Source organism: Millionella massiliensis (assembly GCF_900104655.1).
Lineage (GTDB): Bacteria > Bacteroidota > Bacteroidia > Bacteroidales > Rikenellaceae > Rikenella > Rikenella massiliensis.
The window spans coordinates 1,324,865-1,347,894 of sequence record NZ_FNWD01000002.1 but is presented as its reverse complement, the minus strand read 5'-3'; the positions used below and the strand labels follow the sequence as shown (position 1 = coordinate 1,347,894).

The 23,030-nt window shown below is 55.0% G+C and carries 13 protein-coding genes; 3 read left to right on the top strand and 10 right to left on the bottom strand.

Annotated elements, in window-relative coordinates:
* Positions 1-1,021: 1,021 nt before the first annotated feature.
* Complete coding sequence (locus BQ5379_RS05295) at positions 1,022-2,740, bottom strand: right-handed parallel beta-helix repeat-containing protein (RefSeq protein WP_071134473.1); 1,719 nt, start codon at positions 2,738-2,740, stop codon at positions 1,022-1,024.
* Between the two features lie 367 nt (positions 2,741-3,107).
* Positions 3,108-5,390 (bottom strand): hypothetical protein, encoded by a 2,283-nt coding sequence (locus tag BQ5379_RS05290; RefSeq protein ID WP_235846033.1) that lies wholly within the window; start codon positions 5,388-5,390, stop codon positions 3,108-3,110.
* 637 nt (positions 5,391-6,027) lie between these two features.
* On the opposite strand from BQ5379_RS05290, the gene BQ5379_RS05285 reads away from it, so the two are divergent.
* The 3 genes from BQ5379_RS05285 to BQ5379_RS05275 all read left to right on the top strand — a co-directional run bounded on the left by BQ5379_RS05285 (position 6,028) and on the right by BQ5379_RS05275 (position 9,654).
* Positions 6,028-8,493, top strand: coding sequence for an FAD-dependent oxidoreductase (locus tag BQ5379_RS05285; RefSeq protein ID WP_071134472.1), 2,466 nt, complete (start codon positions 6,028-6,030; stop codon positions 8,491-8,493).
* Between the two features lie 187 nt (positions 8,494-8,680).
* On the top strand, positions 8,681-9,091 hold the full coding sequence (trxA, locus tag BQ5379_RS05280) for a thioredoxin (RefSeq protein ID WP_235846075.1): 411 nt from the start codon (positions 8,681-8,683) through the stop codon (positions 9,089-9,091).
* A gap of 161 nt (positions 9,092-9,252) precedes the next feature.
* Positions 9,253-9,654, top strand: coding sequence for a MarR family winged helix-turn-helix transcriptional regulator (locus BQ5379_RS05275; protein WP_071134471.1), 402 nt, complete (start codon positions 9,253-9,255; stop codon positions 9,652-9,654).
* 216 nt (positions 9,655-9,870) lie between these two features.
* Here the strand turns inward: BQ5379_RS05275 and BQ5379_RS05270 are convergent, their stop codons facing one another.
* From BQ5379_RS05270 to BQ5379_RS05235, 8 genes are all read right to left on the bottom strand, one after another.
* On the bottom strand, positions 9,871-12,387 hold the full coding sequence (locus BQ5379_RS05270; RefSeq protein WP_235846032.1) for a GH92 family glycosyl hydrolase: 2,517 nt from the start codon (positions 12,385-12,387) through the stop codon (positions 9,871-9,873).
* Between the two features lie 181 nt (positions 12,388-12,568).
* The gene (locus BQ5379_RS05265; RefSeq protein ID WP_143039397.1) at positions 12,569-15,541 is read right to left on the bottom strand and encodes a malectin domain-containing carbohydrate-binding protein; all 2,973 of its coding nucleotides are present in this window, start codon (positions 15,539-15,541) and stop codon (positions 12,569-12,571) included.
* 839 nt (positions 15,542-16,380) lie between these two features.
* On the bottom strand, positions 16,381-17,589 hold the full coding sequence (locus BQ5379_RS05260) for a polysaccharide biosynthesis protein (protein ID WP_071134468.1): 1,209 nt from the start codon (positions 17,587-17,589) through the stop codon (positions 16,381-16,383).
* Entirely contained in the window at positions 17,565-18,401 is an 837-nt protein-coding gene (locus tag BQ5379_RS05255; RefSeq protein WP_071134467.1) for a glycosyltransferase family 2 protein, read from the bottom strand. Before BQ5379_RS05255 ends, BQ5379_RS05260 begins: the two co-directional genes overlap by 25 nt.
* Positions 18,398-19,519, bottom strand: a complete 1,122-nt coding sequence (locus BQ5379_RS05250; RefSeq protein WP_083377605.1) for a glycosyltransferase — start codon at positions 19,517-19,519, stop codon at positions 18,398-18,400. Before BQ5379_RS05250 ends, BQ5379_RS05255 begins: the two co-directional genes overlap by 4 nt.
* A 3-nt stretch (positions 19,520-19,522) precedes the next feature.
* Positions 19,523-20,626: a glycosyltransferase family 4 protein gene (locus BQ5379_RS05245; protein WP_235846031.1), complete on the bottom strand. Its 1,104-nt coding sequence runs from the start codon at positions 20,624-20,626 to the stop codon at positions 19,523-19,525.
* A 47-nt stretch (positions 20,627-20,673) separates the two neighbouring features.
* The gene (locus BQ5379_RS05240) at positions 20,674-21,744 is read right to left on the bottom strand and encodes an EpsG family protein (protein ID WP_083377604.1); all 1,071 of its coding nucleotides are present in this window, start codon (positions 21,742-21,744) and stop codon (positions 20,674-20,676) included.
* Positions 21,745-21,755: 11 nt separating this feature from the next.
* Positions 21,756-22,904, bottom strand: coding sequence for a hypothetical protein (locus BQ5379_RS05235; RefSeq protein ID WP_071134463.1), 1,149 nt, complete (start codon positions 22,902-22,904; stop codon positions 21,756-21,758).
* Between the last annotated feature and the right edge of the window lie 126 nt (positions 22,905-23,030).

The following is a 23,030-nucleotide window of genomic DNA, read 5'->3' as shown; positions in this document are numbered from 1 at the left end:
TGTTTTGGGTGGAAAACCGGTTGCGATGCAGGTTGAATGCGGGACTTTCGGTTTGTGCAATATGTATATCTCGGAGGTGTAATTGGGAGGATTTGCGTGATGTCTGACTCCGTGGAAGAGGCTGATCCTTCGAGTGAAAACAGATCTGTAATGTTTTGGATGTCAGATCTGTATAAAGTATGTTTCCGGGTGTCCATGGTGGTGGGTTGTATACCGATTGCCATATTTTCCGTAATCGGGAATTAGTAATTTTTCAGCACTCTATATACAGTTGCAAATGTAACAAAAAAGGCGTAATGTTGAGAATTTAGTATGTATAGATATCAAATTGTAAATATCTCGGCATGGCGTGTCGATACGGGTGAGGATGGGGAATGTTCGGATGGGGACAAACCGTGTTATGCGTGTACGTGAAGAGTGTGTACAATGGGAGAGTGCTGCGAGGATCCTTGCGGGGGGGAATGATGAATATGATTGAATGATATATGAGTGGCGAGGAGGTGCGGGAGGGGGCTTGGGCTATGAATATGGGGAATGTCTTGTGGGGTGTAGGGGAAGGTATGGGGGTGTCAGATATGAAACGTCACGCGACCTGTCGATTTTAGTTGACAGGTCGCGTGACGTTTTTATCCGACGACTGGGACGCAACTTCGTGTGCCTGGTTTGCTTTCAGCTTTGGAGTGAAAAGGGATTGTACTTGGGGTAGTGCAGGCGGAGCGTTTGGGGCAGTTTACGAGTCTCGGGGAATTGTGAGGGGGAGGGGGTTGAATGAATATTGGATGTTGAGGCCCCCAAGGAGGCTGTTATTGAAGGAAAAGATCAGAGGCGGCCTGACGCTGGGGCGGGTCGGGCAGTGGGATGAGGGACCCCTGAAGTGAGCCGAGGGGTGTGAATTGTGGGGTGGATGGGGCGTGGTATTAAACATCGGCCAGTGGATCAATCATTGATCCACTGGCCGTATGAGCATTTGTCTTTTTCAGATAGTGGGTGCGCGAGATAGTGGGTACGCGGACGGGGATGGCTACTCCTCGAGCAGAAGCTGGTCGGTGCTATGGAACCGATATGCCTGACGGCAGCCGATCACCTGGTTCTGTCTCAGTTCGACGTTGCGTGCGTTTCCTACATAGATGCCGCAGTCGTTGCCGGCTCCGGAGATCAGGTTGCGTTCGATGCGGATTCCGTCATGCAGGTAGGTGGCCGAGGTGTTGGCCGCCTCGATAATGACGGCGATGCCGGCAGCACCGGCCTGACTGCCTGCTCCTTGGCCGCAACCGGTCATCACGTTGTCGGTCACCAATACGTCACGGGCGTGGGTTCCTTCGTGCCAGTTGGCTTCGGCTCCGATGTGGATGGCGGTGCCGGTGCAGTTGCGGAAAACGTTGTTGCGGATCGTCACGCCGCGCGTCTTGACCAGAATGCCGCGAGCCAGATGGCTGTTGATGACCGAGTTTTCGAAGATCAGTCGCGGCAGCTTCGAGATGTTCATCAGGTAATAGTCGCCGCTGCGGGCCGGCAGGGTGTCCGACAGGGTGACTTCGACGGTGGTCTGCGGCGGGGTGTGGCGGGGCGACTCGACGGTGTAGGTGCGTACGGGGCGCAGGGTGGCTATCTCGACCAGCTCGAGCGTGTCGCCTGCACACGGCACGTCGGCCACCTGGGCATGGGTGTAGGTGCCGGCACGTACCTCGATTTTAGCTTGCCGCCCGTTGGCCTGCGTGATGGTCTGGTAGTAGCCGTGGACGTTGGTGGCGTCGTCGCCCTGTCCCTGGAAGTAACACCCCTGGAAATGGAGGGTCCCCTCGCAGCAGGCGAAGTGGGTGGCGTCGGTGTTGGTCGAGACGTAGTAGCCGGACGCGGGGGCAATCGTCAGCCGGAGGATGGAGATGTCGCGGCTGTCGAACCCGACGATCCCCATGCCGGCTTGTGAACGGATGGTCACGTCTTCGAGCGTGGTCTGTTGGGAACGGTAGATCAGGATGGCGGGGCGGAAGTGGAACGAATTGAGGACTGTGGCATTGCTCCCCTTCAATTCGGCCGGGATCGTGTGGTGGAAGCGTACGAGGTTGTCGCCGAGCAGTTCGCGACGCGGGAAGTAGATCGGTTCGGGGTAGAGGCGGTTTTCGACTTTGTTCCAGATGGTCATGCGGGTGAGGGGCATGCGGTCGGTGACGATCTTCTCAGGGCCGAACTGGACATCGAAGTGGTCGGGGGCCACGGCGACGATGTCGCCCGAGACGAAGGGTTTGCGTTTGTAGTCGATGGTCAGGCCGCGCAGGGTTACCCCCTGGCAGCTGTCGATCGAAACGGGCTCCATCCACCCTTCGCAGAGCAGCGTGGCCTGGCGCGCTTCGACGGTCACGTTCTGTGCGCCGGTGAAGTCGAGCCCCCGGGAGTAGGGATAGTAAGGGGTGTAGATGACGCGTTCCGGGTTTTCGCCCATCTGGCCGTCGAGTACCTGTCGTTCGAGTTCGACCGCTGCGTCGTCTTTCAGGTTGTAGACGCCGGCCGGAAAGTAGAGTGTCGTGCCGGGGTGGGCGACGGCGTGGGCTACGGCACGCCGAAGGGCTTTGGTGTCGTCTTTCCCGTCGTCGGGACGTGCGCCCCAGGCGGTGACGTCAATGGTGGTGGCATCCGGGGTGGGATGTTCAGCCACGCGGGCCGTTGCCGAATGGATGGCCTGGGCTGGCAGAGCGAGGCTCAGTGCACCGGCCAGGGTGAAGCGTGAAACGATTTTAAACATAAGCTGGGGATATAATGATTGGGGTGTATGTTCAGGTTTTACGGGGGCGATGGCCGTTATATGCCGAGGGGGAATATAAAAACGGGGGAGAACATCTGTGTCTCTCCCCCGTTGTGTAGGTCGGGTCGCTGTATGCGTTGCCGGGGGTAACTCCGGACTCGGACAGCTCTGCTCGGTTCCGGGGAACTCAGACCGGGGCGAAACCGTTGGAGGTTTGTCGGTGACCGGCTCGGAATCGTGGATCTGTAAGTCCCTTCTTTTCTGCTGAGGGGTGTCGGGCACCGGATACCTTTCGGTACGGATCCGGTTGGGACCCGGAGGGGAAAACGTTCGGGTTTGCCTTCTCCCGGTAACGCTCCGGGGTGGCTTATCGGCTTGCGGAGTCGGTGCGGCCTTTCAGCTGATAGGTGGCAATCTGACGTCCCGCTTCGCTGCAATAGAGGGTCCACGTTCCGGCTTCGCTGCCGGCTTCGAGGTGCCAGTCGTAGCGCGGGTCTCTGAGCAGGGTTTTGATCTGCCGCGGGAAGGCGTCGGCCCAGCGTGCATCTTCCCAGGTGCGGATGGCCTTGAAGATGGCGTATTTCTGGGGGCAGCTTTCGACGTCGGCCTGGTTGATGCCGAGGCTGTAGGTGGCGCCGTAGCCCACCGAGATGGCTTGTACGTGTTCGTACTGTTCGACGGTCGAGGTGTCCTTGATGGCGAAGTTGCCGCCGAACGATACGGGGAAGTAGTTCGAATAGGTCACGTCGCGCAGGTCTTTGCCCTGACTGGTGGCGCTGCCCCATTCGCGGGTGTCGATGTCGTAGAGGTTGCGGCCGCCGCCCACGTTCCAGACGCTCTGGTAGTGCCACGACCCTTCGGAAAGGGTGGCCCCGGTGAAGCGGATGTAGGGTACGCCCAGTTCGGCGGCGTGCTCGAACATCCGGCGGAAGAACCGTTTGGCCGAGTAGTAGCCGTGACCGTTGTTGAAGAGGAACTCCTGGCCGTCGAAGTCATAGTAGCCGAGCCCGTTGACGTGGCAGATTTCGGCATACAGTTCGGCGATCTTCTCCTGAAGCGCCCAGTTGGGGATGATCCCTTCGTAACCGTAGTTGATGGTCACCTGAAGCTTGTAGACGGTATCGTTCGCGGCGTGGGGAGTGGCTTTGGAGCCCCAATAGCCGCGCGTCACGTTGAGCAGGCGGTAGGGGGCGCTCTCCGATACGCCGAGGTAGTGGATCAATTCTTTGCCGATCTTGACCATGTTCAGGTTTTCACAGTGGCCTTCCCAACTGGCGATCTCGTTGAGGTAGGTGGGGTCGTCGATGTAGATCAGCGTATCGGTGGCGCTGATGTCGCGGGTCAGCAGCCGTTTCTGCTGGTAGCAGAGGCTGTCGCTGGGCACGGGCGAGGCGTCGAGGGTGCCGGGAGCCAGCGAGTTGGTGATGGGCGTGCGGCCCAGCAGAATGTCGTGCTGGCGTGCAGCGGCGGCCATGTCGCGGTGCGAGAGGTCGCCGGATTTCATGCGGAAGGGCTTGCGCTCGAACAACTTGCCGTCGATGTAGCCTTCGGTGCGGCGGTCGGGACGCAGGAAACCTTGGTCGTAGGCCGAGATGGCGGCGAATCCGAGCTGGTCGGCATACGACACGATGCTGTCGTATTGCAGGCCGCTGGTCAGCACGTCGGGCTTGTAGGCGGTGGGGTCTTTGACCCATTTGCCGCGCCAGGTGGGATAGGGCAGTCCTTCATCCAGAACGATGGTCTGGATGACGTCCATCAGGGCGGTGCTGTCGGGGCTTCCCCAGAGGGCTACGGACGATCCGATGTAGTCCACGCCGGGCAGCGGTTCCACGTCGATGTGGTTTGGAATGTTGGCCGGCATGTTGGGAATCAGCGAGTAGAAGACCTGGCGGGGTTTGCTGCGGTCGCGCGAGAAGTAGTTGATCGAGATCTGACCGAGCGTGTCGACCACGGCGGCGTTGCCGTAGAGGATGCGGTAGTAGGGCTCTTTGTGGGCATAGAAGGCCACGTCGCTGATGCCGTTGCCGCCGAGGGTGAAGATCTGTCCTTCGTGGAGGCTGTCGGGCAGCGGGAAACGTTCGGCGTCGGGGGTGTGGATGACGTACTGGAACGGGGCGGCGTCGCCTTCGAGGTCGGCCGTGCCGCCGAGGGTGTTGTCGTCGAGTGCCAGCAGGCCGATGCTGTAGTTGACGGCTTCGCTGGTGTCGCGGGCTACGCCGATGATCTCACCGAAGAGGTTGGTGATGGTGGTGTGGTACGAACCCCACTGGATGGCGTCGACCGAGTCGCGGGGCGTCACCTCCAGCAGCTCCATGCGCAGGTATTTGGCCTTCTGGTCGATCCGTACGCGGGCTTCGACGCCGTTCGGATAGCGGAGCGTAACGACGCCGGTGGCCGGGTCGTAGTCGGCGCCGTCGGGGGCGGTGTATTGGCGTGAGGTGCTGTTGTAGAGGGTCAGCAGGGGCGAAGGTTTGTCGGCGGGGCTGAACTCGTGTTGAGGGTTCGAGGTGCGGTTCTTGAGGCTGGTGATGTAGCCGCGGCCGTCAAGCCCGACGCTCAGATAGTCGGTCTCGAAGTGCCATTTGCTGCTGCCGCCGCACGAAACGAGTGCCAGCAGCCCCAGTGCTATTCCAAAGTGTTTGTATCGCATGGTGAATTGGGGTTTTGCGGGGTTAGCGGGAGCGAGCTGCACCTCCCCGCCGGAAGATAAAACGACGGTGACGGAATGGGGCGGGGAGGCGAGCTTCTCCTTCGGTGGGTTTGGGTTGTGTCAAAGGTACAATATATAGCCTGAATTTTTAGCGAGAAATGTATGATTTTTTGCCTGTTGTGTGGGTCGAACGTGAGCGTGTGTCTGGCTATTTGTTGTTCCGGTCCGGTGTTGGAAAGGGGTATATTCTTGGTTGTATAAGGATTCCATGGCATAGCTTATTGTATTATCTAGATATTCTTTCGGTTGAACAGGAAAATGAAAAAATCGCTCGTTTTCAGGGGTAAATCAGGGAGGCTGTCGTAGTAGAGAAGTGGGTGGCGGTTCGTGTGTATGAGTCAATGAAAAGTGATGGGTGGTGTATTGTAATAAGTGAAAGGAGTAAAAATTTAAATTATTTTCCATTGGAAATTTGTTTCAATGGAAAATATGTATACCTTTGTCCCGGGAGCAATCCGAATCAAGTGACCCGACCGGGAAGCGGAGCACGGTGGAGGGTGTGGGGAGGGTAGGATTCGGGCCGCCCGGTTTGGGGCGCAGCTCCGGTAAGATTGATCGAGAAACAACGCAACGCACCATGAAACACCTGATTATCGGCGGAGTGGCCGGAGGAGCCACCGCAGCAGCACGAATCCGTCGGGCCGACGAAATGGCCCAAATCATCCTGTTCGAAAAGGGGCCTCATATCTCCTATGCCAACTGTGGACTGCCCTATTATATCGGGGGTACGATAGCCGATCGCGACCGGCTTTTTGTGCAGACGCCCGAAGCCTTCGGTCGCCGTTTTGCCGTCGATGTGCGGACACAGAGCGAAGTGGTGGCCATTGATCCTGTGGCCAAAAACGTCACCGTTCGGCGTGCTGACGGTACAACCTATGTCGAGAGTTACGACAAGCTGCTCCTGTCGCCCGGGGCTGCGCCGGTTCGTCCGCCGCTGCCCGGCATCGACCTCGAGGGAATCTTCACGCTCCGCAATGTGGCCGATACCGATCGCATCAAGAGTTACCTCGGCGAACATGCCGTTCGGCGTGCGGTGGTGGTCGGAGCCGGATTTATCGGGCTGGAGATGGCCGAAAACCTCCACGAGGCCGGAGCCCACGTATCGATTGTCGAGATGGGGGACCAGGTGATGGCTCCGGTCGATTTCTCGATCGCCGCACAACTCCATACCCACCTTACGCAGAAGGGGGCCGCGCTCTACCTGTCGCGTCGTGTCGAAGGGTTCGAACGTCGCGACGGTCACCTCGTCGTTCGGCTCGAAGGGGGCGAGATGCTGGAGGCCGACCTGGTGATGCTCTCGATCGGGGTGCGTCCCGAGACGACGCTGGCTCGTGCTGCCGGCCTGGAGATTGGTGAGGCCGGCGGAATCCGTGTAGACCGTTACCTGCAAACGTCGGCTCCGGATATTTATGCCGTGGGCGACGCCATCGAATATCCCCATCCGCTCACCGGGCGTCCCTGGCTGAACTATCTGGCCGGTCCGGCCAACCGTCAGGGGCGTATCGTGGCCGACAACATGGTGTTCGGCAATACGACCGAATACGAGGGGGCCATCGGTACGGCGATAGCCAAAGTGTTCGACATGACCGTGGCCACGACCGGCCTGCCCGCCAAGCGGCTGCGCCAGATGGGCATCGAATATGTCAGCTCGACGACCCATTCGAGTTCGCACGCCGGTTATTATCCCGGTGCGACGATGATGACCCTGAAGCTCACCTTCGACCCCCGGAACGGAAAACTCTACGGAGCTCAGGGCGTGGGCTACGACGGTGTCGACAAGCGAATCGACCAGTTGGCGCTGGCCATCAAGCGCGGGGCTACCGTCCAGGAGTTGACCCGTCTCGAACAGGCCTATGCGCCGCCCTTTGCGTCGGCCAAAGATCCGGTGGCCATTGCCGGTTATACGGCCTCCAATATTCTGAGTGGCGCGATGCCGGTGATCGGGTGGCGCGACGTGGCGGAGGCCGAACGGCGCGGAGCTCTGTTGCTCGACGTGCGTACTGAGGCGGAGTTCGGGTTCGGCACCATTCCGGGGGCGGTGAACATTCCGCTCGACGAGCTGCGTGAGCGTCTCGCCGAACTGCCTGCCGACCGGCCGATCTACGTCTTCTGCGCCATTGGTCTGCGGGGCTACCTGGCAACCCGTATCCTGCTGGGACGGGGCTTCCGACAGGTGTGGAACCTCTCGGGCGGCTACAAAACCTATGCGGCCGCTACGGCTCCCTTGTCGGGCCCGGATTCCGCCGCTTCGCAAACCTCCGCCCGCTCATCGGCTGCTGTACAGCCGCAACCTGAGGCAACGGCAACTGCGCGGCCGACGCTGCGGGTCGATGCCTGCGGCATCCAGTGCCCGGGTCCGGTGTTGAAGCTGCGGCAGGCGATGGAACAGCTCCAACCCGGTCAGCAGCTCGAGATTGTGGCGACGGATGCCGGTTTTGCCCGCGACGCCCAGGCCTGGTGCAACACGACCGGGAACCGGCTCGTGGAGCAGCACCAGGAACGGGGTACCTATACCGTAGTTGTCGAAAAGGGAGGCGGTTGCACTTCGGCTGCGGTCGGCAGCGGCGATGAGGGGGCTGGCAAAACGTTGATCCTCTTCAGCGACGACCTCGACAAGGCGCTGGCCACCTTCGTACTGGCCAACGGTGCGGCTGCAACCGGACGGAAAACCACCATCTTCTTTACCTTTTGGGGCTTGAACCTGCTCAAAAAACGCCGCAAACCGAAAGTGCGCAAGGATCTCTTCGGCCGGATGTTCGGCATGATGCTGCCCTCGTCGTCGCTGGGGCTCCACCTCTCGAAGATGAGCATGTTTGGCATCGGCGACCGGCTGATGCGGCACGTCATGAAGATCCGGGGTATCGATTCGCTCGAGTCGCTCCGTCAGCAGGCGCTGGACAACGGGGTCGAGTTCATTGCCTGTCAGATGTCCATGGAGGTGATGGGCATCCAGCGCGAGGAGTTGATCGACGAGGTGAGCGTAGGTGGGGTGGCTACCTATATGGAACGGGCCGAGCAGGCAAACGTGAATCTGTTTATCTGATCCACATCCTGCGGGTGGCTCTCCCCCACAATGGCTGGCATTCGGAGGGGGTGATGTCGCCCGGGCTGGATCCTAAATTTTACATATGAACAACATGCCTTTGAAAATGAAAGTCAAACTTGCCTCGGGAGTGGCGGCAGTTCTGTTGCTGGCAGCCTGCGGTTCGCCGGCGCCCTCCGATGCCCAAATGGAAACCGATACGGATACGAAAACACAAATACAAACCGATACCATTATGAAACCTATTGAACTGACCAAAGCCGAATTTTTGCAAAAAGTAGCTAACTTCGAATCCTCGCCGAATGAGTGGCATTATCTGGGCGACCGGCCCGCATTGATCGATTTTTACGCTTCGTGGTGCGGCCCCTGCCGCATGGTGGCTCCCGTCCTGGAGGAGCTGGCGGCGGAGTATGGCGACTCGATCCGTATCTATAAGGTCAATACCGAAACGGAACCCGAATTGGCTGCTGTGTTTGGTATTCGTTCGATCCCGTCGCTGCTGTTCGTGCCGATGGAAGGACAGCCTCAGATGGCGCAGGGAGCCATGGGAAAGGCGGAATTCAAACAGTTGATCGATCGGATTCTGTTGAATCGATAGCGGCTTGCGACGAGTCGAACCAGCCGAACTCATCCGTCCGGCAGGTTCGGCCGTTTTACCCCGGGTTGCCTGACGGCGGCCGAGGTGTTGTTTCGCTGGGGCGGAATGAATCGGTAGAGGGCAGGTGCGGGGAGGATAAGTTTATGTTACGGATTTAGGTTATGAGTGAAAACAAATCTTCTGAACGGGTTGCGGTGTTGTGCCGTATTCGCGATATTCAGCGGGGGGTGGCGGCTTTCGAGCACTCCTTTTCGCAGCGTTACGGAATCGGATTGAACGAGGGAATGGTGCTCTGTTCGCTGACACACGCCGAACGGCTTGCGTCGGGCGAGTTGGGCGAGTTGTTGGGGCTGACCCCGTCGAATATCTCGAAAGTGATTGCTGCCGTTGAAAAAAAAGGACTGGTCGAACGTTTCCTGGGGCAGGAGGATCGTCGGCAGATGTATTTTGCGCTTACGTCGGCGGGACGTGCGTTGATCGATTCGATTTGTTGCAGCGAGGTGGAGTGTCCGCCGATCCTGCAACCACTCCTGAAGTGCGGCGCAGATGCCGAAGACCGATAGGGATCGGTTGCTTGTAAAAAAAGAAGCCTCGGATGCAAACTCTGTTTGCATCCGAGGCTTCTCTCATGTGTGAGCATGTCTTTAAAGGATGACCCGTAGATGGGTGGCTCGGTTGTGGCTGAGGCTCATTGTGCGGTTGTGCCCGTAGTTGTGGCTGTGCGAAACTTGTGGTCAGTGCACGCGGCCGCAGGGGCGAGGAAAACGGTGCCGAACGGACTATCGGTCGAGGGCCGACGGAGGCAGCGAGGCAGAGCCGAACGAGCGGTTCGGCTCGGGACCCATCTCCAGGTCGAGCGTACCGCCGGCGACAATCTCCTGATGGGTGAGCCATGCGCGGTCGATCGGCTGGCCGTTGAGCCGTGCCGACTGGATGTAGATGTTCTCGGGCGAGTTGCCGTGGGCGCGGATCGTGAAGGTGCCGCCCGGGTAGAAATCGGGGTCGAGGCGGATCGTCACCTGTTCGAATACCGGCGAGGTGAGCAGGTAGATGTTATCGCCCGGGCATACGGGGTGGATGCCCGATGCGGCCAGTACGTACCAGGCGCTCATCTGGCCGACGTCTTCGTTACCGCACAGCCCCAGCACGTCGGTTCCGTAGGCGCGATCGCAGATGCGGCGGGTCCACTTCTGCGTGAGCCATGCTTCGCCCGCATAGGGGAAAAGGAACGGTACGTGGTGGACCGGTTCGTTGGGGTGGTTGTAGTAGTTGTTCCAGAGGAAGTCCTCGGACGAACGGTCGAAAAAGTCGGTCAGCTTCCGAACGAACGCGTCGTGGCCCAGCAGGTCGATCAGACCATAGACGTCGTGCGGCACGAACCACCCCTGCTGGAGCGGGTTCGACTCGGTGCAGTACTGGTCCTGCACCGTTTCGCCGCGCCACGGACCGAAGCGGCCGTTGCGTTCGCGTCCGCAGAACCAGCCGATCGTATCGTTCCAGATGTTCCGGTAGTCGAGCGAGTAGGCGCGGTAACGGCGGGCGTTGAGGCTGTCGCCCAGTTCGCGGGCCAGTGCCGACACGCACCAGTCGCTGTAGGCATATTCGAGCGTGCGGGAGATGTCCATCGGGGTGTAACCCAGCCGGCGGTCGTTGCCGGTGTGTTCGACCGAGTTGCGGCTGAAACGGTAGCCCTTGTCGATGTCCCAGTCGCGGATCCCCTTGCGGTAGGCGTCCGTGAGCACCGATACGGCCGGGTTGCCCAGCATGCAGCCCGAGTAGGAGTTCATGATCTCCCAGCGGGGGAAGTAGCCTCGGCCGCTGACGTCGGCCAGGCTGATGAGCGAGTTGATCTGGTCGTTGACCATGCGGGGGTTGATGAGCGTCTGCAACGGGAACTGGCTCCGGAAGACGTCCCAGCCGCTGAAGATCGACCGGTAGACGTAGTCGGTGTTGCGGTGGATCTGTCCGTCGCCGCCGACATACTCGCCGTTGGTGTCGGCCACGTCGCGCGGGTCGATCATCGTGTGGTAGAGGGCGGTGTAGAAGATGGTCTTGTCGCGGTCGGACCCGGTGACTTCCATCCGGCTGAGGGCGTCGCGCCACGCCGAACGGTTGGCTTCGTGGACGGCGTCGAAGTCCCAGTGGGGAATGTCGTGTTCCAGGTTGCGGCGGGCCCCTTCGGCGCTCACGAACGAAATACCGGCCTTGAACAGCACCTGTTCGCCGGCGCGGGTCGGAAACTCGCTGAAGAAACCGATGTGGCGGCCGATGGCACTTTTGTTGCCCCGTTTCACGGCTGCATGGGCCGCGGCGTGGCGGTAGGCGCTGTCGCCGAGGGTCTGGAGCCGTACCTGTTCCATGGGCAGGGTGGCGCTCCAGGTACCGCACTGGGTGATCGGCCGGCTGAACTGGCCGTAGAAGTAAACGGTGTAGTTGACATTTCCGTCGCCGTTGCCCCATCCGCCGTCGCGGGCCGTGCAGCGGATCCACCCCTGAATGGTGGTGTCGTTCACCACGCGGACGAACTGTTCGGTGGCCGAACCGCCGATGCGGCGGGCCAGATCGAGGCTGATGCGCGAGGTGTCGCTCTCGGGGAAGGTCATCCGGATCATCCCGGCGCGGCGGGCCGAGGGCAGTTCGACGCGGATGTCATAGTCGTCGAGCGTCACGGCATAGTAACCGGCGCTGGCCTCCTCCGTGTCGTGCGAGTAGGCCGAGCGGTAGCCGCTGCGGGGCACCTGCTCGTCGCCGACGTAGGTGTGGAGCGGTCCGACGCTGGGGGTCACCAGCAGGTTGCCGAAGTCGCCGTACCAGCCGATGCCGCTCATGTGGATGAAGCTGAAACCTTCGATGGTGGGGTGGTGCCACGAGTAGCCGGGGCCGTTGTCGCCGCCGGTGCGGGTGTCGGGGCTGAGCTGCACCAGTCCGAACGGGGTGGCCGGGCCGGGGAATGTTTTGCCCAGGCCGTGGCCGCTCTTGCCGGCTTCGGTCGAGGTCGAGGCTCCGATCATCGGGTTGATGTAATCGACGATGTCGCTCTTGGGTCCGGCTGTTGTTTGGGAGGTGTTTTGAACTGGGGTATGGTCAGAAAGGGGGGCGGTGTGGCTTGAGGCCGGTGCGAGGAGCAGGGATGCGCAGCTCAGTAACAGCGTAATGTTGCGTCGCATCCATCCCGGCCGGTGGTTGATGGCGCGGGCGGAGACGCATGATGAGGATTGGGGTTGGCTCGATGTGGTCGGCCGAAGGTGGTGCGGGCGGCCGGGGCTGAACGAAAGGCGGTTGTGTCGTGGGGTCATGGTGTGAGTCGGGTCGTGGTGGTGTGAGAGTAAGAGGGTCTGTTGGTGGAAAAGTTGTTTCGGCGGGGCTGAAATCGTGGTTATGTTTTGGCTTAGAAGGCCCCGGAGGACTGGTTGGGGTTTCCCTGCCGGGCGTTGTCTCTGCGGACAGCAAGGCCGCTGCAGGGAAACCTTTGTCGTCTTAGAATCGGCTCCAGGTGCGGTTCAGTTCCGGTGCGGTGGCGGGGTAGGTTATGGGCTCCCCGTCGAACTCGGCTTCGATATAGTATTCGATGGTCTGGTCGTCGAGCTCCGGGGCGGTCACTTCGTAGGTGCGGTCGGTTTGCCGCTTTAGTGGTAACTGGCGGTAGCGCTTTTCGCCCAGGGCACGGTATTTCAGAACCGGGGCACGGGTCAGTCGGTCGCTGCCGAGCAGGTTCACCCGAAGCGTGTAGCTTTCGCCGCGGCTCAGCGTGGAGCGTTCGTTCAGAACGAACATCCGCGGAGAACCGGTGTACGCGGTGGAGAGCTGCGCTTCGGCGGGCAGTGTCGTACCCAGTGCTGCTTCGATCTGGGCATCGTGTCGGGTCACGAAACTGTAGGTGCCGCGGGTCTGCGATTCGAGGTTGATAATGGTGCCGAGTTCCCCGGTGTTGCTGACCGTGGGGAGCAGGTAGCGGATCATCTCCTCCCACAGCCGGGCCAGGGCGATTCGCTCGGGCAGGATCTTCTCACGTGCGAAGGCCGCACGTTGATCGGTCGGCAGTGCGGCGAGTTGCTTCATCTGACGATCCAGCAGGCCCCGCTGGCAGCCGAGATGCCCCATGGTCCGCAGGGCGCGGAAGGTGTTGAGCCAGTAGTCGTAGCGTTCGAGGTTGCCGGTGCCGTGCACCGCATCGCGCAACTGGATCAGGGTGTCGACAAAGGCATAGCGGGCGGACTCTTCGGCCCAGTCTGTCTCGTTGGGGTTGATGACGCCGGGGCCGGTGATCCAGGTGGCAGGACGGGGCATCCGGAAGTCGCGGAAGCCGTCGTTGCCGCGGGTGCCGTCGAGCGAGGCGAAGATCGATGCGACACGGGGCGCCACCTCGGCTCCGAACATGGCGCGGGCGTAGTCGGCATAAAAACTTTCGCTCGGCAGGTCGCGGGGTTTGGCCGGGGTGTTGGTCTGAAACTCGTTCAGGTCGGCTTCGAACTCCTTGTAGAGTCCTCCGCCCACGTCGATGCTGCGTTTGTAGGGCTCGCCTTTGACCTGATTGACGTCGTCGGTCTGTCCTTCGATAACGAAGGCCGAGAGAAAGGTCGGGCCCACGCGGGGAATCATCCGAATGTCGAGCGTGTAGTCGTCGACGCGGAATTCGGGGGTGGTCAGGGCATAGGCGCTGTCGCTGCCGGCACGCGCAAAAACGTCGATGTCGGTCAACAGCGGCTCTCCTTCGATGGAGATGTCGAAAATGCGTTCTCCGGCACTCTTGTAACGGGTCTCGCTGAACAGGAAGGTGATTCGGTAGGTTCCGTTCGGAAGATTGATCCGGTATCCTTCGAGGTCGTAGCGCTGGGTGTTGAACAGGTACTGGTCTTCGGTGCCGCGGATGTAGTGGTAGTAGTTGGTGCCGACGCCGCCGAGGCGAAGGTCACTCTTGGTCTCCGGCGCCGGTGTATAGGGTTTGCCGAAGTCGGGATTCCACTCCTGCTGTTCCCAGCAGGCCTGGGCATAGGCCATTAGGTTGGGGGCGATGGAACCGGTGCGCCAGAAGTTGGCGATCACGCCGTGGCAGCCGATGCCGTGGCACTCGGCCAGGTCGCTGCGCAGGCGGCCGACCCAGAATTGGGGGGTGGTCAGCGCAGGATCATCTTCGAGCCAGAGCACGGGAACGCGTTTCCGCTGGGCGGGCAGCTGGGCGTAACCCAGGTCGAGACGCTCTTGGCCGCAGAGGCGGCTGAGCGAGGCGAGGAAGTCGCCGGAGGGCAGGATGGTGTCAAACAGGCACCGGTTGTCGGGCGGGCCGAGCACCCAGCCGCTGAGTCCGAATCCGAGGCTGTCGAATTCTTTGCTGAGGACTTCTCGCGCGATCCGGACGTCGGCAATGGTATTGCGGATCGAGGCGTCGGAGGGGGTGCCCCAGGTCCACTCTTCGGGGGTCCAGAGCCAGAAGTAGTCGATGGGATGGGTGCGGGTGATGCGGGTGAAGATACCGCGGTAGAGGTCGGCGATGGTCTCCGGTGCGTAGGGGTCGCGGCCTTGTTCGCGAAGCCGGTCGGCAACCTCTTTGGGTACGGAGAGCGGGGTCTCCACTCCGACGCAAAATCGGATTCCGAGGTCACGTCCCAGACTGAATGCGTTGTGGAACAGCTGGCCGGTGCGGTCGAATATGAGGTTCATCTGCTCCGGTGTCCGGGGCCAGGGCGAGGCGCCGTCGAGCAGCGGGCTTTGGTAAACGGAGTCGGCAAAGAGTGTGGCAGCTCCGCTGCTGTACGTGCGGGTGTCCATGGCGGAGTAGCCCCAGGCTCCGGCCCGGGCGGTGTTGGCCAGGGTGGTGGGGTAGGAGTGGGTCACGGTGCCGTCTGCACGGACGTCGCCGGGCTGTCCGATCCATACGTTGGGCTCGACGTGGGGGTAAGTGTGCAGCGAAAAGAAGTTCATCTTCATCTTGACCATCTGGCTGAGGCAGGCTTTGTACATGTCTTCGTCCCAGAGGTCGGGCCCTTCGGGAAAGTCGTGGAAGGGAAGCAGTCCGCGGATGGCGAACAGCGGGGTGTGACGGCCGGTGGGGCAGTCGAGCAGCGAGCGGTCGAAGGGGGTGTCGGGCAGAATATCGCCGTGAAGGGCAAAGCGGACACCGAGGTATTCGGCATAGGCGTAGCTTCCGTAGAGCAGCGCGATGTCTGATCCGCCGCAGATCGTGAGGCTGTTGTTCTCACGGGAGATGGCGTAGGTCTCGGTGCCGAGGGTGGTGTCGGTGGCAAGCCTGAGTGCAGGTGTCGAAGCGGAACTGCCTGTGCGGATGGGAAGCAGGCGGTGGGTGCGTTGGTAGATGTACTTTTGGAGCTCCGAAGCGGCAAAGGTTTGAACGTCGGTCGGTTTTTCCGGCAGGCGGATTATGCGGGGCTCGCCGGCAGCACGGGCACACAGACTGCCCAGCAGCAGGGCCAGTAACAACAGGTAACGTTTCATGGTCGGTTTGGGTTTGGAGGTTATCAAAGGTACGATTTTAACTCGTGATTTTGTACTTATCTGTGTGTCTTTTTTCTTGATTTATCGCATGTTACCCGTGTGGTGTGATTTGTTGTGGCGGGGTATTTGTATTTCTTGGATTGGCAATGTAGCCTGCCAATAGCCTCACGTTCTATCTCTCTTCCTTTTGGGTTATTGTCAACTGACTCAATAAGTGTACCCCCGTTTGTAGTTGAATCATTCCAGCCGGGCAGAAGTGGAATATAATCGCTCGATTGATGGCGTGGTGTTGGGCTGTATCTGTTGTTTGGTGAGGAATATATTTTGGCAGTGCGTTTAATGTGCCTGGTGTATGTCATGATTTGGCATACTGTGAAGGTAATTTTACCGCATGAAACTCAATCATCTTTTCACTCAAAATGCCATGGATAGGGTATTCTGAGTTTGGTAATAGCTGTGTATTGAGAAGAACCATCATTTAATAGGAAGTGCGATGAACGTAGTCAACCTCGTGGAGTGAATGGAATGCTATGATCCTTACATTGTAAGGATCCGGAGGTGTGCATAATATTATAGATGGTTTCTTGCGGATATATCGCAGTATCGAAGAGTTTTGGGTGAGTGTGCGAAATATGCGGATCGGGGAGGATAGGTGTGAGGCAAGCGATGGTTGATTGAATCCGAATGCGGCATTGGAATATGGAATGGTGGAGTACCTGTCGCGGGTATGTAATGAAAATATTATTTATGGAATTAATCTATCGAAATAATCTATTAAAAATAAGCGGCATGCCTTCAATGTTGAAGACATGCCGCGTTGTATGTTCTGATAGGATTCGTTACATTTTCGAATCAAGATAGAGCCCTTTTTCCTGATGATCGAAATTCTTGAGAAAACGTTTCATAATTACGACGATCTCGGCTTTTGTCGTATCGGGTTTCTCGAATGCTGCTGTCAATTCCTCAAACAGCTGGTCTATCTCGGCCATCGGGCGGGGTTGAAGGCCGGTCACAACACCCAGTGCTCCATGGCGGGTCATGTCGGTCGTTTCGGTTTCGGTGAAAAACTCTTCGTAGGACTTTTCTCCGGTGGTGTTGCTGCCCGAATAGTAAACCGGGTAATCGCTGTCGGTATCGGTCAGACGGGCTGCCATGTCAATGGCTTCCTGTTCCGACTGGCATTCAACAACACGGTAGCCGAGTGTTTGCAGCAGCTCGGAGGCGATGGACGAGAAGGTCTTGACCTGTTCCTTGCTGAGTTTCGGGAAGTAGATTTCACCGCTGTTGCCGAGCATACAGGCCAACATGCAGATTTCACCGCTCTCATCGGGGGATACGAAGTATCGTGTCACGTCGTTCGGTGCCGAGAGGGGTTGCCGGCGTGCGATGCGTTGCATCCATCCGTCGGGTAGCGAGCCGTTGCTGAATGCAACGTTGGCGAATCGGGCGGTGGTAACGGGGAACTTGTCGCTGTAGGCCATGATCATGTCTTCCATGATTTTTTTCGAGCCGCCCATGATGTTCACCGGGTTTGCGGCTTTGTCGGTCGATACGCAGAAGTAGTGTCGTGGCGGGTACTCTTCGAGCAGACGCAGCAGCTTGCGGGCGCGTAGAACGTTGTTTTCGAGCAGTGCTTCGACCGAATAGACGTCTTTTTCGCTGCGGACGTGTTTGTGTGCCGAGAAGTTGGCGACAATGTCGAATCCCCGGTGGGCACGGAACATCTTGTCAAATACCGCATCGTTGAAGTTCATGGGGTAGGTGACGTATTGTTCGGGGACGAAGCCTCCCGGAGTCGATCGTAGGTCTCGGGTGAGCTCTGTGAGTGCGTTTTCGTTGATATCGACGACGGTTAGTGCAGCGGGGCGGAAGGGCAGAATGGCTCGTATGAAGGAAGAGCCGATGGTACCTGCTCCACCGATCACCAGAACGGATTTACCTGCGATTTCGTCAGTCAGTCGTTTTCGGTTAGCTTCAATATCTGCGGCAAACATGCTGGTTTGCCGTCCGGTCACGTGGTCTTTTATGAATTGTGCGAGGTGAAACATGCTTGTTCTTGAATTTTTCTGTTTATTTGCCTGCGTTGACGGTCAAAAAACCATCCGTATTTGTTGAAGTAGTAAATAATGGATTTTATGTGAACCCATAACATCTTTTTACTTCGATAAGACTCTTTGTTATGAGCATGTATGATTGTGACCTCCGGGTAAAAACGGGTGACCCAATGTGCTGAGGTATGAATGCGTCTCGATAGATCCAAGTCTTCAGCATACATGAAAATATGGTCATCGAACATCCCTACTTCTTGCAACGTCTCTACGCGTAGGAACATGAAACATCCCGAACAAAAAGGAACATCCATTTCCTTGTTATACCCTGTAATTCGCATTTCGAAACGTTCATCGCGTTTTTGGATTATCGGCATAAAACCTAAAAAACGTCTTCCGAAGAGATCTAACGGTGTTGGGAGAAGTTTACACAGGTATTGTAATTTCCCATCGGGATATATTACTTTAGGCATGACCCATCCTACATTGAGGTGTTGCTCCATGTATTGTGCCAATTTTTGAATTCCATCGGATTTGAATTCAATATCGGGATTCAAAACGATGTGGTATTTAGCCTGACATTCCATTGCTCGTCGTATGGCTATATTATGTGCGGCACCATATCCTACATTACCTTGACCGAAGATATACTCTATTTTATTGGAAAAGTTGTCGAGCTTTTTTCGGAGCGAGTCACATGGAGAATTATCCACCACGAAGATATGGCCCACATCCGCCCGGAGTGCACACTGCAGAACGGTTTGCAGTTGTTCCCATTCAGTATTATAAGTTACGATACTGGCAACAATCATTTTGAATCAATGGAAGTTAAAAAGTCCACCATGTTCGAAGAAGCATAGTGTGTTTGGAACTGTTTTTTCAAGTTTGCTTTATAAGCAGCCTCTATGGAATTGTAGCCCATAAGCTGCTCAATGAAATCTTCTGCTGTTTCAGCCGGGAAAAGGCATGGGGGAACACAATCATAAAATACTCTTGGAATTCCTTCTAAGGCAATCGAGGTTCCAATTACAGGAGTGCCTGTGGCTAGTGACTCGATTACTTTCACCTTAACTCCGGCACCTTGTAATAAGGGAGCTATAAGTGCTTGTGCTGAAGCAATAATTTCATATGGATTTTCTACAAAACCCGCATATTTGATATTAGCATATTGCGTAATTTCTTTTTGTAGTGAGGGACTCATTCCCCCTCCAACAATCTGGATATGAATATGAGAAACGTACGGATATATGTGATGGAGAAACCATTGTAGCCCATTACTATTGTCCGGCCTGTTCCATGCTCCATAGATTACAAAATAATTGTCAACGGATACGTTGAGATAATCAATTGTAATAATATTTTTGTCAATATAAAATGGGATCGTTTTTGCAGATACTAGGTAATTTTCATTCAATAGTTTCTGGTCTTTTTCGCTGAAGCAGAAGATGTTGGTGGCATTTTTCAGTAGGCTCCGTTCAGTTACTCGGCTCCATAATCCCAATAGCGTATTTTTTCGTTGATAACGCTGAAAAATCACATCATGAGCCATGAAAAGTTTATGTGGATGTTTTATGCGAGAGGCATATAAGAAGGTTTGACTAAAGTCAAAATATAAAATATCGTAATCTTTTGCAATTTGTTGTATGTATTGATGCAGTTTCCTTCGATAACGAACAATAAATAATGGAAATATCCATATCTTTGATAGGTATGATTTGATTCTTTGAGCTTTATTTAAAGCTAACTTCTGGAGAATGGTTACTTGCTGAGACAATTCAATTGAATGTCCCGGATAATCAAAATAAATTACATCGACCTCCATTCCATGAAGTATCATATCCTCAATTAACAACCGAGTATAGTTTTGGCCAGCCGTGTTCCGGCAGGGGGGATATGCTGTCAATATTAGTATTTTTAATTTTTTTTTCATGAATTACAGATTATTTGTATTTGTTGTTAATCGCATGAACAACTGACGCCATTGTTCCATTATGTTCTGCTCGTTAAAATTCTCACATATTTTGCACATAGCCGCCTGTCCCATTTGTTTCCGCAGAAGAGGGTGTTCGATAAGTTGACAGATAGCATTAGCTAATCCAATAATATCGTTTTCTGTGACTAAAAGCCCATCCTGTTGGTGAGAAATAATATCCCGAGGGCCACATTTGCAGGCAAAAGCAACAGCCGGGAGACCACAGCGCATGGCTTCTACCAAAACCAAGCCAAAGCCCTCAAACCGAGAACTGAGCACATAGATAGAACTGGATAAATATTCTTCCTGTATTTGGGAGGTCGGTGCTTTTAATTCGACAGTATCAGTTAAGCCTAAACGACTGATTTGTTGCTGAAGAGCGTCATGTTCCTCACCACCGCCGACAATTGTCAGTTTCCAGTTGGGATGGAGTGCATACACTTTTGCCCACGCCTCCAGAAGCATATCGTATCCTTTTTGGAATGTCAATCGCCCCACTGACAGTACACGTTTATTCTCTAATCGTGCTGTTTCGGAGGGAGTGAACGTCGCCGCATTGTATATAACCTCAATATTCGGAAGGTTACCCCAGTAGGCCTTATCTTCATGCGTCAGTACAACAAATTTATTGTACTGTCGGATATATTTCTGGTCCTTCCAGGTTCTCCATTTGTCAGCCAACCACCACACTCCTCCCCGCTGCTGCTGAAGTCGAAAGTATTTGGAGAAATGAATCTCCAGTACTTTTTTACTCCCGTCGCGCATTCGATATAAGAAACTGACTTCATGACCAAACATGGAGACCACCACATCAGCCCGAATTTCATCGAGCAAGGATTGGAGTTTTTGTCGATGGAGTTTTTGTTTTCGGAGGAATCCGATGGTTTTGGCCACAAAATTTTTACCCTGCAGATCCGTGTAGTTCACTTGTAGATCACACATCCGGATTTTCGGAGAAAAATCGAAGAATGGGTTTCGTCCTTTTTGGTCAGTGGTCACAATACTAACTTCATAGCCAGCGTTATTCACCAGCCAGTTAGCCTTGTTGCACAACACTCGTTCCATCCCTCCCGAATTAAATGTTCCCAGTATACAATATACAACTTTCATAGTTATCCAAACATATTAAGTAACCACGTTCTATATGGGATATAATCCTGTTCCCATTCTGCAAAAAAACTCCATTGCCTATATATGGAGAAACTGATGAACAATAACATCACTGCATATCGTCGAATACCTTTGAGGGTAAATACAAGGTTAGCAATAATAATTATCTCAAAGATAGAAAAATATATACTACCTCGTCCCGCAACTTGGGGGGCAAACCCAAGTGCCGTATAAATAATTAACGATAAAAAGTAGATGTTCAGAAAAAACTCCATGTGGGGGATAGTAAATAATCGTTTACGATAATAGTAACATGCGAAAAATACAAATCCCCGCAACATGACAGCGGAATTAATACCTAGTGCAGTTCCTTCGACGGATGCGTAATGTGCTAATTTTGTTGCCACATAAGTTGGCATCATGTCAATGAATCGTAAATATGCAATTTGTGTTGTTACGCTGCATACAACTGCAAGTCCAAAAACAATGACGTAAAACTTGAATGATTGGACTTTCTTAGGTACAAATAAAGACAATATCCCTATAATAGCCGAAAAATGGAACATCATGGCCAGTAAAATCCAACCAAAGAATTTTCCTTTATTCTCTCGGTTTACAATAGCCCACAAAACAAACGCCATCGCCAAAGCTTGTCGGAACTGCCCCATCGTGGAGGGGTACATAAACAACCCCAAATAAAAAACCAGGGATAAGATGGGTAATCGGGAATATTTCCAGAAAAAGAGGCATTGCATCCCCACAATCAGCCCACTCATCACCAGAATAACAAACACATAATTCCCCGTCAAATAGTTCAACAGAGAGTACCCAGGTTCCGAGCCAATTTTCAGCCCACGACTCAGCCAATGGGGATTATTGAGTTCCTCAAAGTATCGGTAATAGTTATAGTAGTCGAAACCACACTCACGCGTTCCCGCCACAAAAAACAACAACAGACATATCGCTACATAAAAATAGAGATGCACCATTCGATAAGGTGCACGTCCAGCGGCCACATTTTCCAGCAGACTGAACAGAATACATACAAAAGCTATGACAATATAAATTCCCATTAATTGCTCCGTTAAGGCTTGCCTATACGAGAAGCATAGGTCAGTTCCGAAAACGCTGCCTGTAGAATGTCTCGCGTTGTCAGGTGCTCAATTCCCGGAACCGTCAAGTATTCGTAGATATAGCGTTCACGCACCGAACTTGGCACACGACAACCTACCGAACTCCATTTCACAGTTCCATCTACATCTACTATACCAAGACCACTCATACGAGACAATCGTTGCAGATGTTGATATTGGTGCTTGGCACGATGGTAACCCTGAGTCGTGAGCAATGTAAGCGGTTTGTCAAACATCACCACAAACGAAAAGGCTGCACTGCTATGCATCAACGCCATTGATGAATCACGGACCAATTTTGCAGTCTGATATTTAATAATCCGACGTCCTTGGAAGGTTTGCTCGTTGTAATCGGATTTGGGATGTGCTGCTATCACCACCTCTACTCCGTAGCGTTGTTCGACTTGTTCAAAAAAACGATTCATACTGTGTTGGTATTCCACTGCACCGCTACCGTCTTGGCCCAAAAAATATCGCAAGTCGGGGTGCAATGGAAAGTATTCATCCAAAAAGACCGCATATGGCTTTTGAGGTTTTGATGTCTCATCTTTGATTGTCATATATTGTTCCCAGTCGGGATGGTTGATGTAGAGGTCCGCTGGAAATTTACATCCCGAACGAATCGCGTATTGATAGGGATTAAAATGATGTTGAAATTGGTAAAGACGATATGCTGCCTCTTCGATACGGTGGAATATCCCATTTGCTATTTGTTTGGGAGACGAGAGACTCACTTTCTGCCAAAAGGGCAACTCGTCCAAGGTCGCTGTGGAGTAGAGTTCCAGTTTCACAGTGAAACATCCATACTGATTCAGCAAACGGAACACTTTGCGATTACACCATCGGTTAAAAAATTCTACGATAAAGAGCGTTTGATCCAGGGGTTGTTCACGCAGTCGTTCTTCAAGCTCTTCGAGTGAGTTCAATGAATAGCCATAAGGTTTCTGGAGTGTATTAGGGAGTGTCATTCCTGGGAAGAAATACTGCGACATGTCCCAATGTTCCAACTCGAATCCTGCTGCTAGAAATTCCTCCATATGGAAAATTTGTTCTCGTCGCAGCGTCAGCGGTTCATGGTCGATAATGATAATCCGTTTCATGCAGCTGGATTTTTTTACAAAGATAGACTGGATCTAAGGCTTATGCAAATTTTAGATAGTACGTGCTGTTTGTGTTTATCATGTGAAATGGTAGGTCGTTATGTTAAATGTGGTAAAAAATATTTA

Coding starts and splice junctions, on each gene's coding strand:
- BQ5379_RS05295 (WP_071134473.1), bottom strand. CDS start 2,740: ATGTTTAAAATCGTTTCACGCTTCACCCTGGCCGGTGCACTGAGCCTC.
- BQ5379_RS05290 (WP_235846033.1), bottom strand. CDS start 5,390: ATGCGATACAAACACTTTGGAATAGCACTGGGGCTGCTGGCACTCGTT.
- BQ5379_RS05285 (WP_071134472.1), top strand. CDS start 6,028: ATGAAACACCTGATTATCGGCGGAGTGGCCGGAGGAGCCACCGCAGCA.
- trxA (WP_235846075.1), top strand. CDS start 8,681: ATGGAAACCGATACGGATACGAAAACACAAATACAAACCGATACCATT.
- BQ5379_RS05275 (WP_071134471.1), top strand. CDS start 9,253: ATGAGTGAAAACAAATCTTCTGAACGGGTTGCGGTGTTGTGCCGTATT.
- BQ5379_RS05270 (WP_235846032.1), bottom strand. CDS start 12,387: ATGACCCCACGACACAACCGCCTTTCGTTCAGCCCCGGCCGCCCGCAC.
- BQ5379_RS05265 (WP_143039397.1), bottom strand. CDS start 15,541: ATGAAACGTTACCTGTTGTTACTGGCCCTGCTGCTGGGCAGTCTGTGT.
- BQ5379_RS05260 (WP_071134468.1), bottom strand. CDS start 17,589: ATGTTTCACCTCGCACAATTCATAAAAGACCACGTGACCGGACGGCAA.
- BQ5379_RS05255 (WP_071134467.1), bottom strand. CDS start 18,401: ATGATTGTTGCCAGTATCGTAACTTATAATACTGAATGGGAACAACTG.
- BQ5379_RS05250 (WP_083377605.1), bottom strand. CDS start 19,519: ATGAAAAAAAAATTAAAAATACTAATATTGACAGCATATCCCCCCTGC.
- BQ5379_RS05245 (WP_235846031.1), bottom strand. CDS start 20,626: ATGGAACGAGTGTTGTGCAACAAGGCTAACTGGCTGGTGAATAACGCT.
- BQ5379_RS05240 (WP_083377604.1), bottom strand. CDS start 21,744: ATGGGAATTTATATTGTCATAGCTTTTGTATGTATTCTGTTCAGTCTG.
- BQ5379_RS05235 (WP_071134463.1), bottom strand. CDS start 22,904: ATGAAACGGATTATCATTATCGACCATGAACCGCTGACGCTGCGACGA.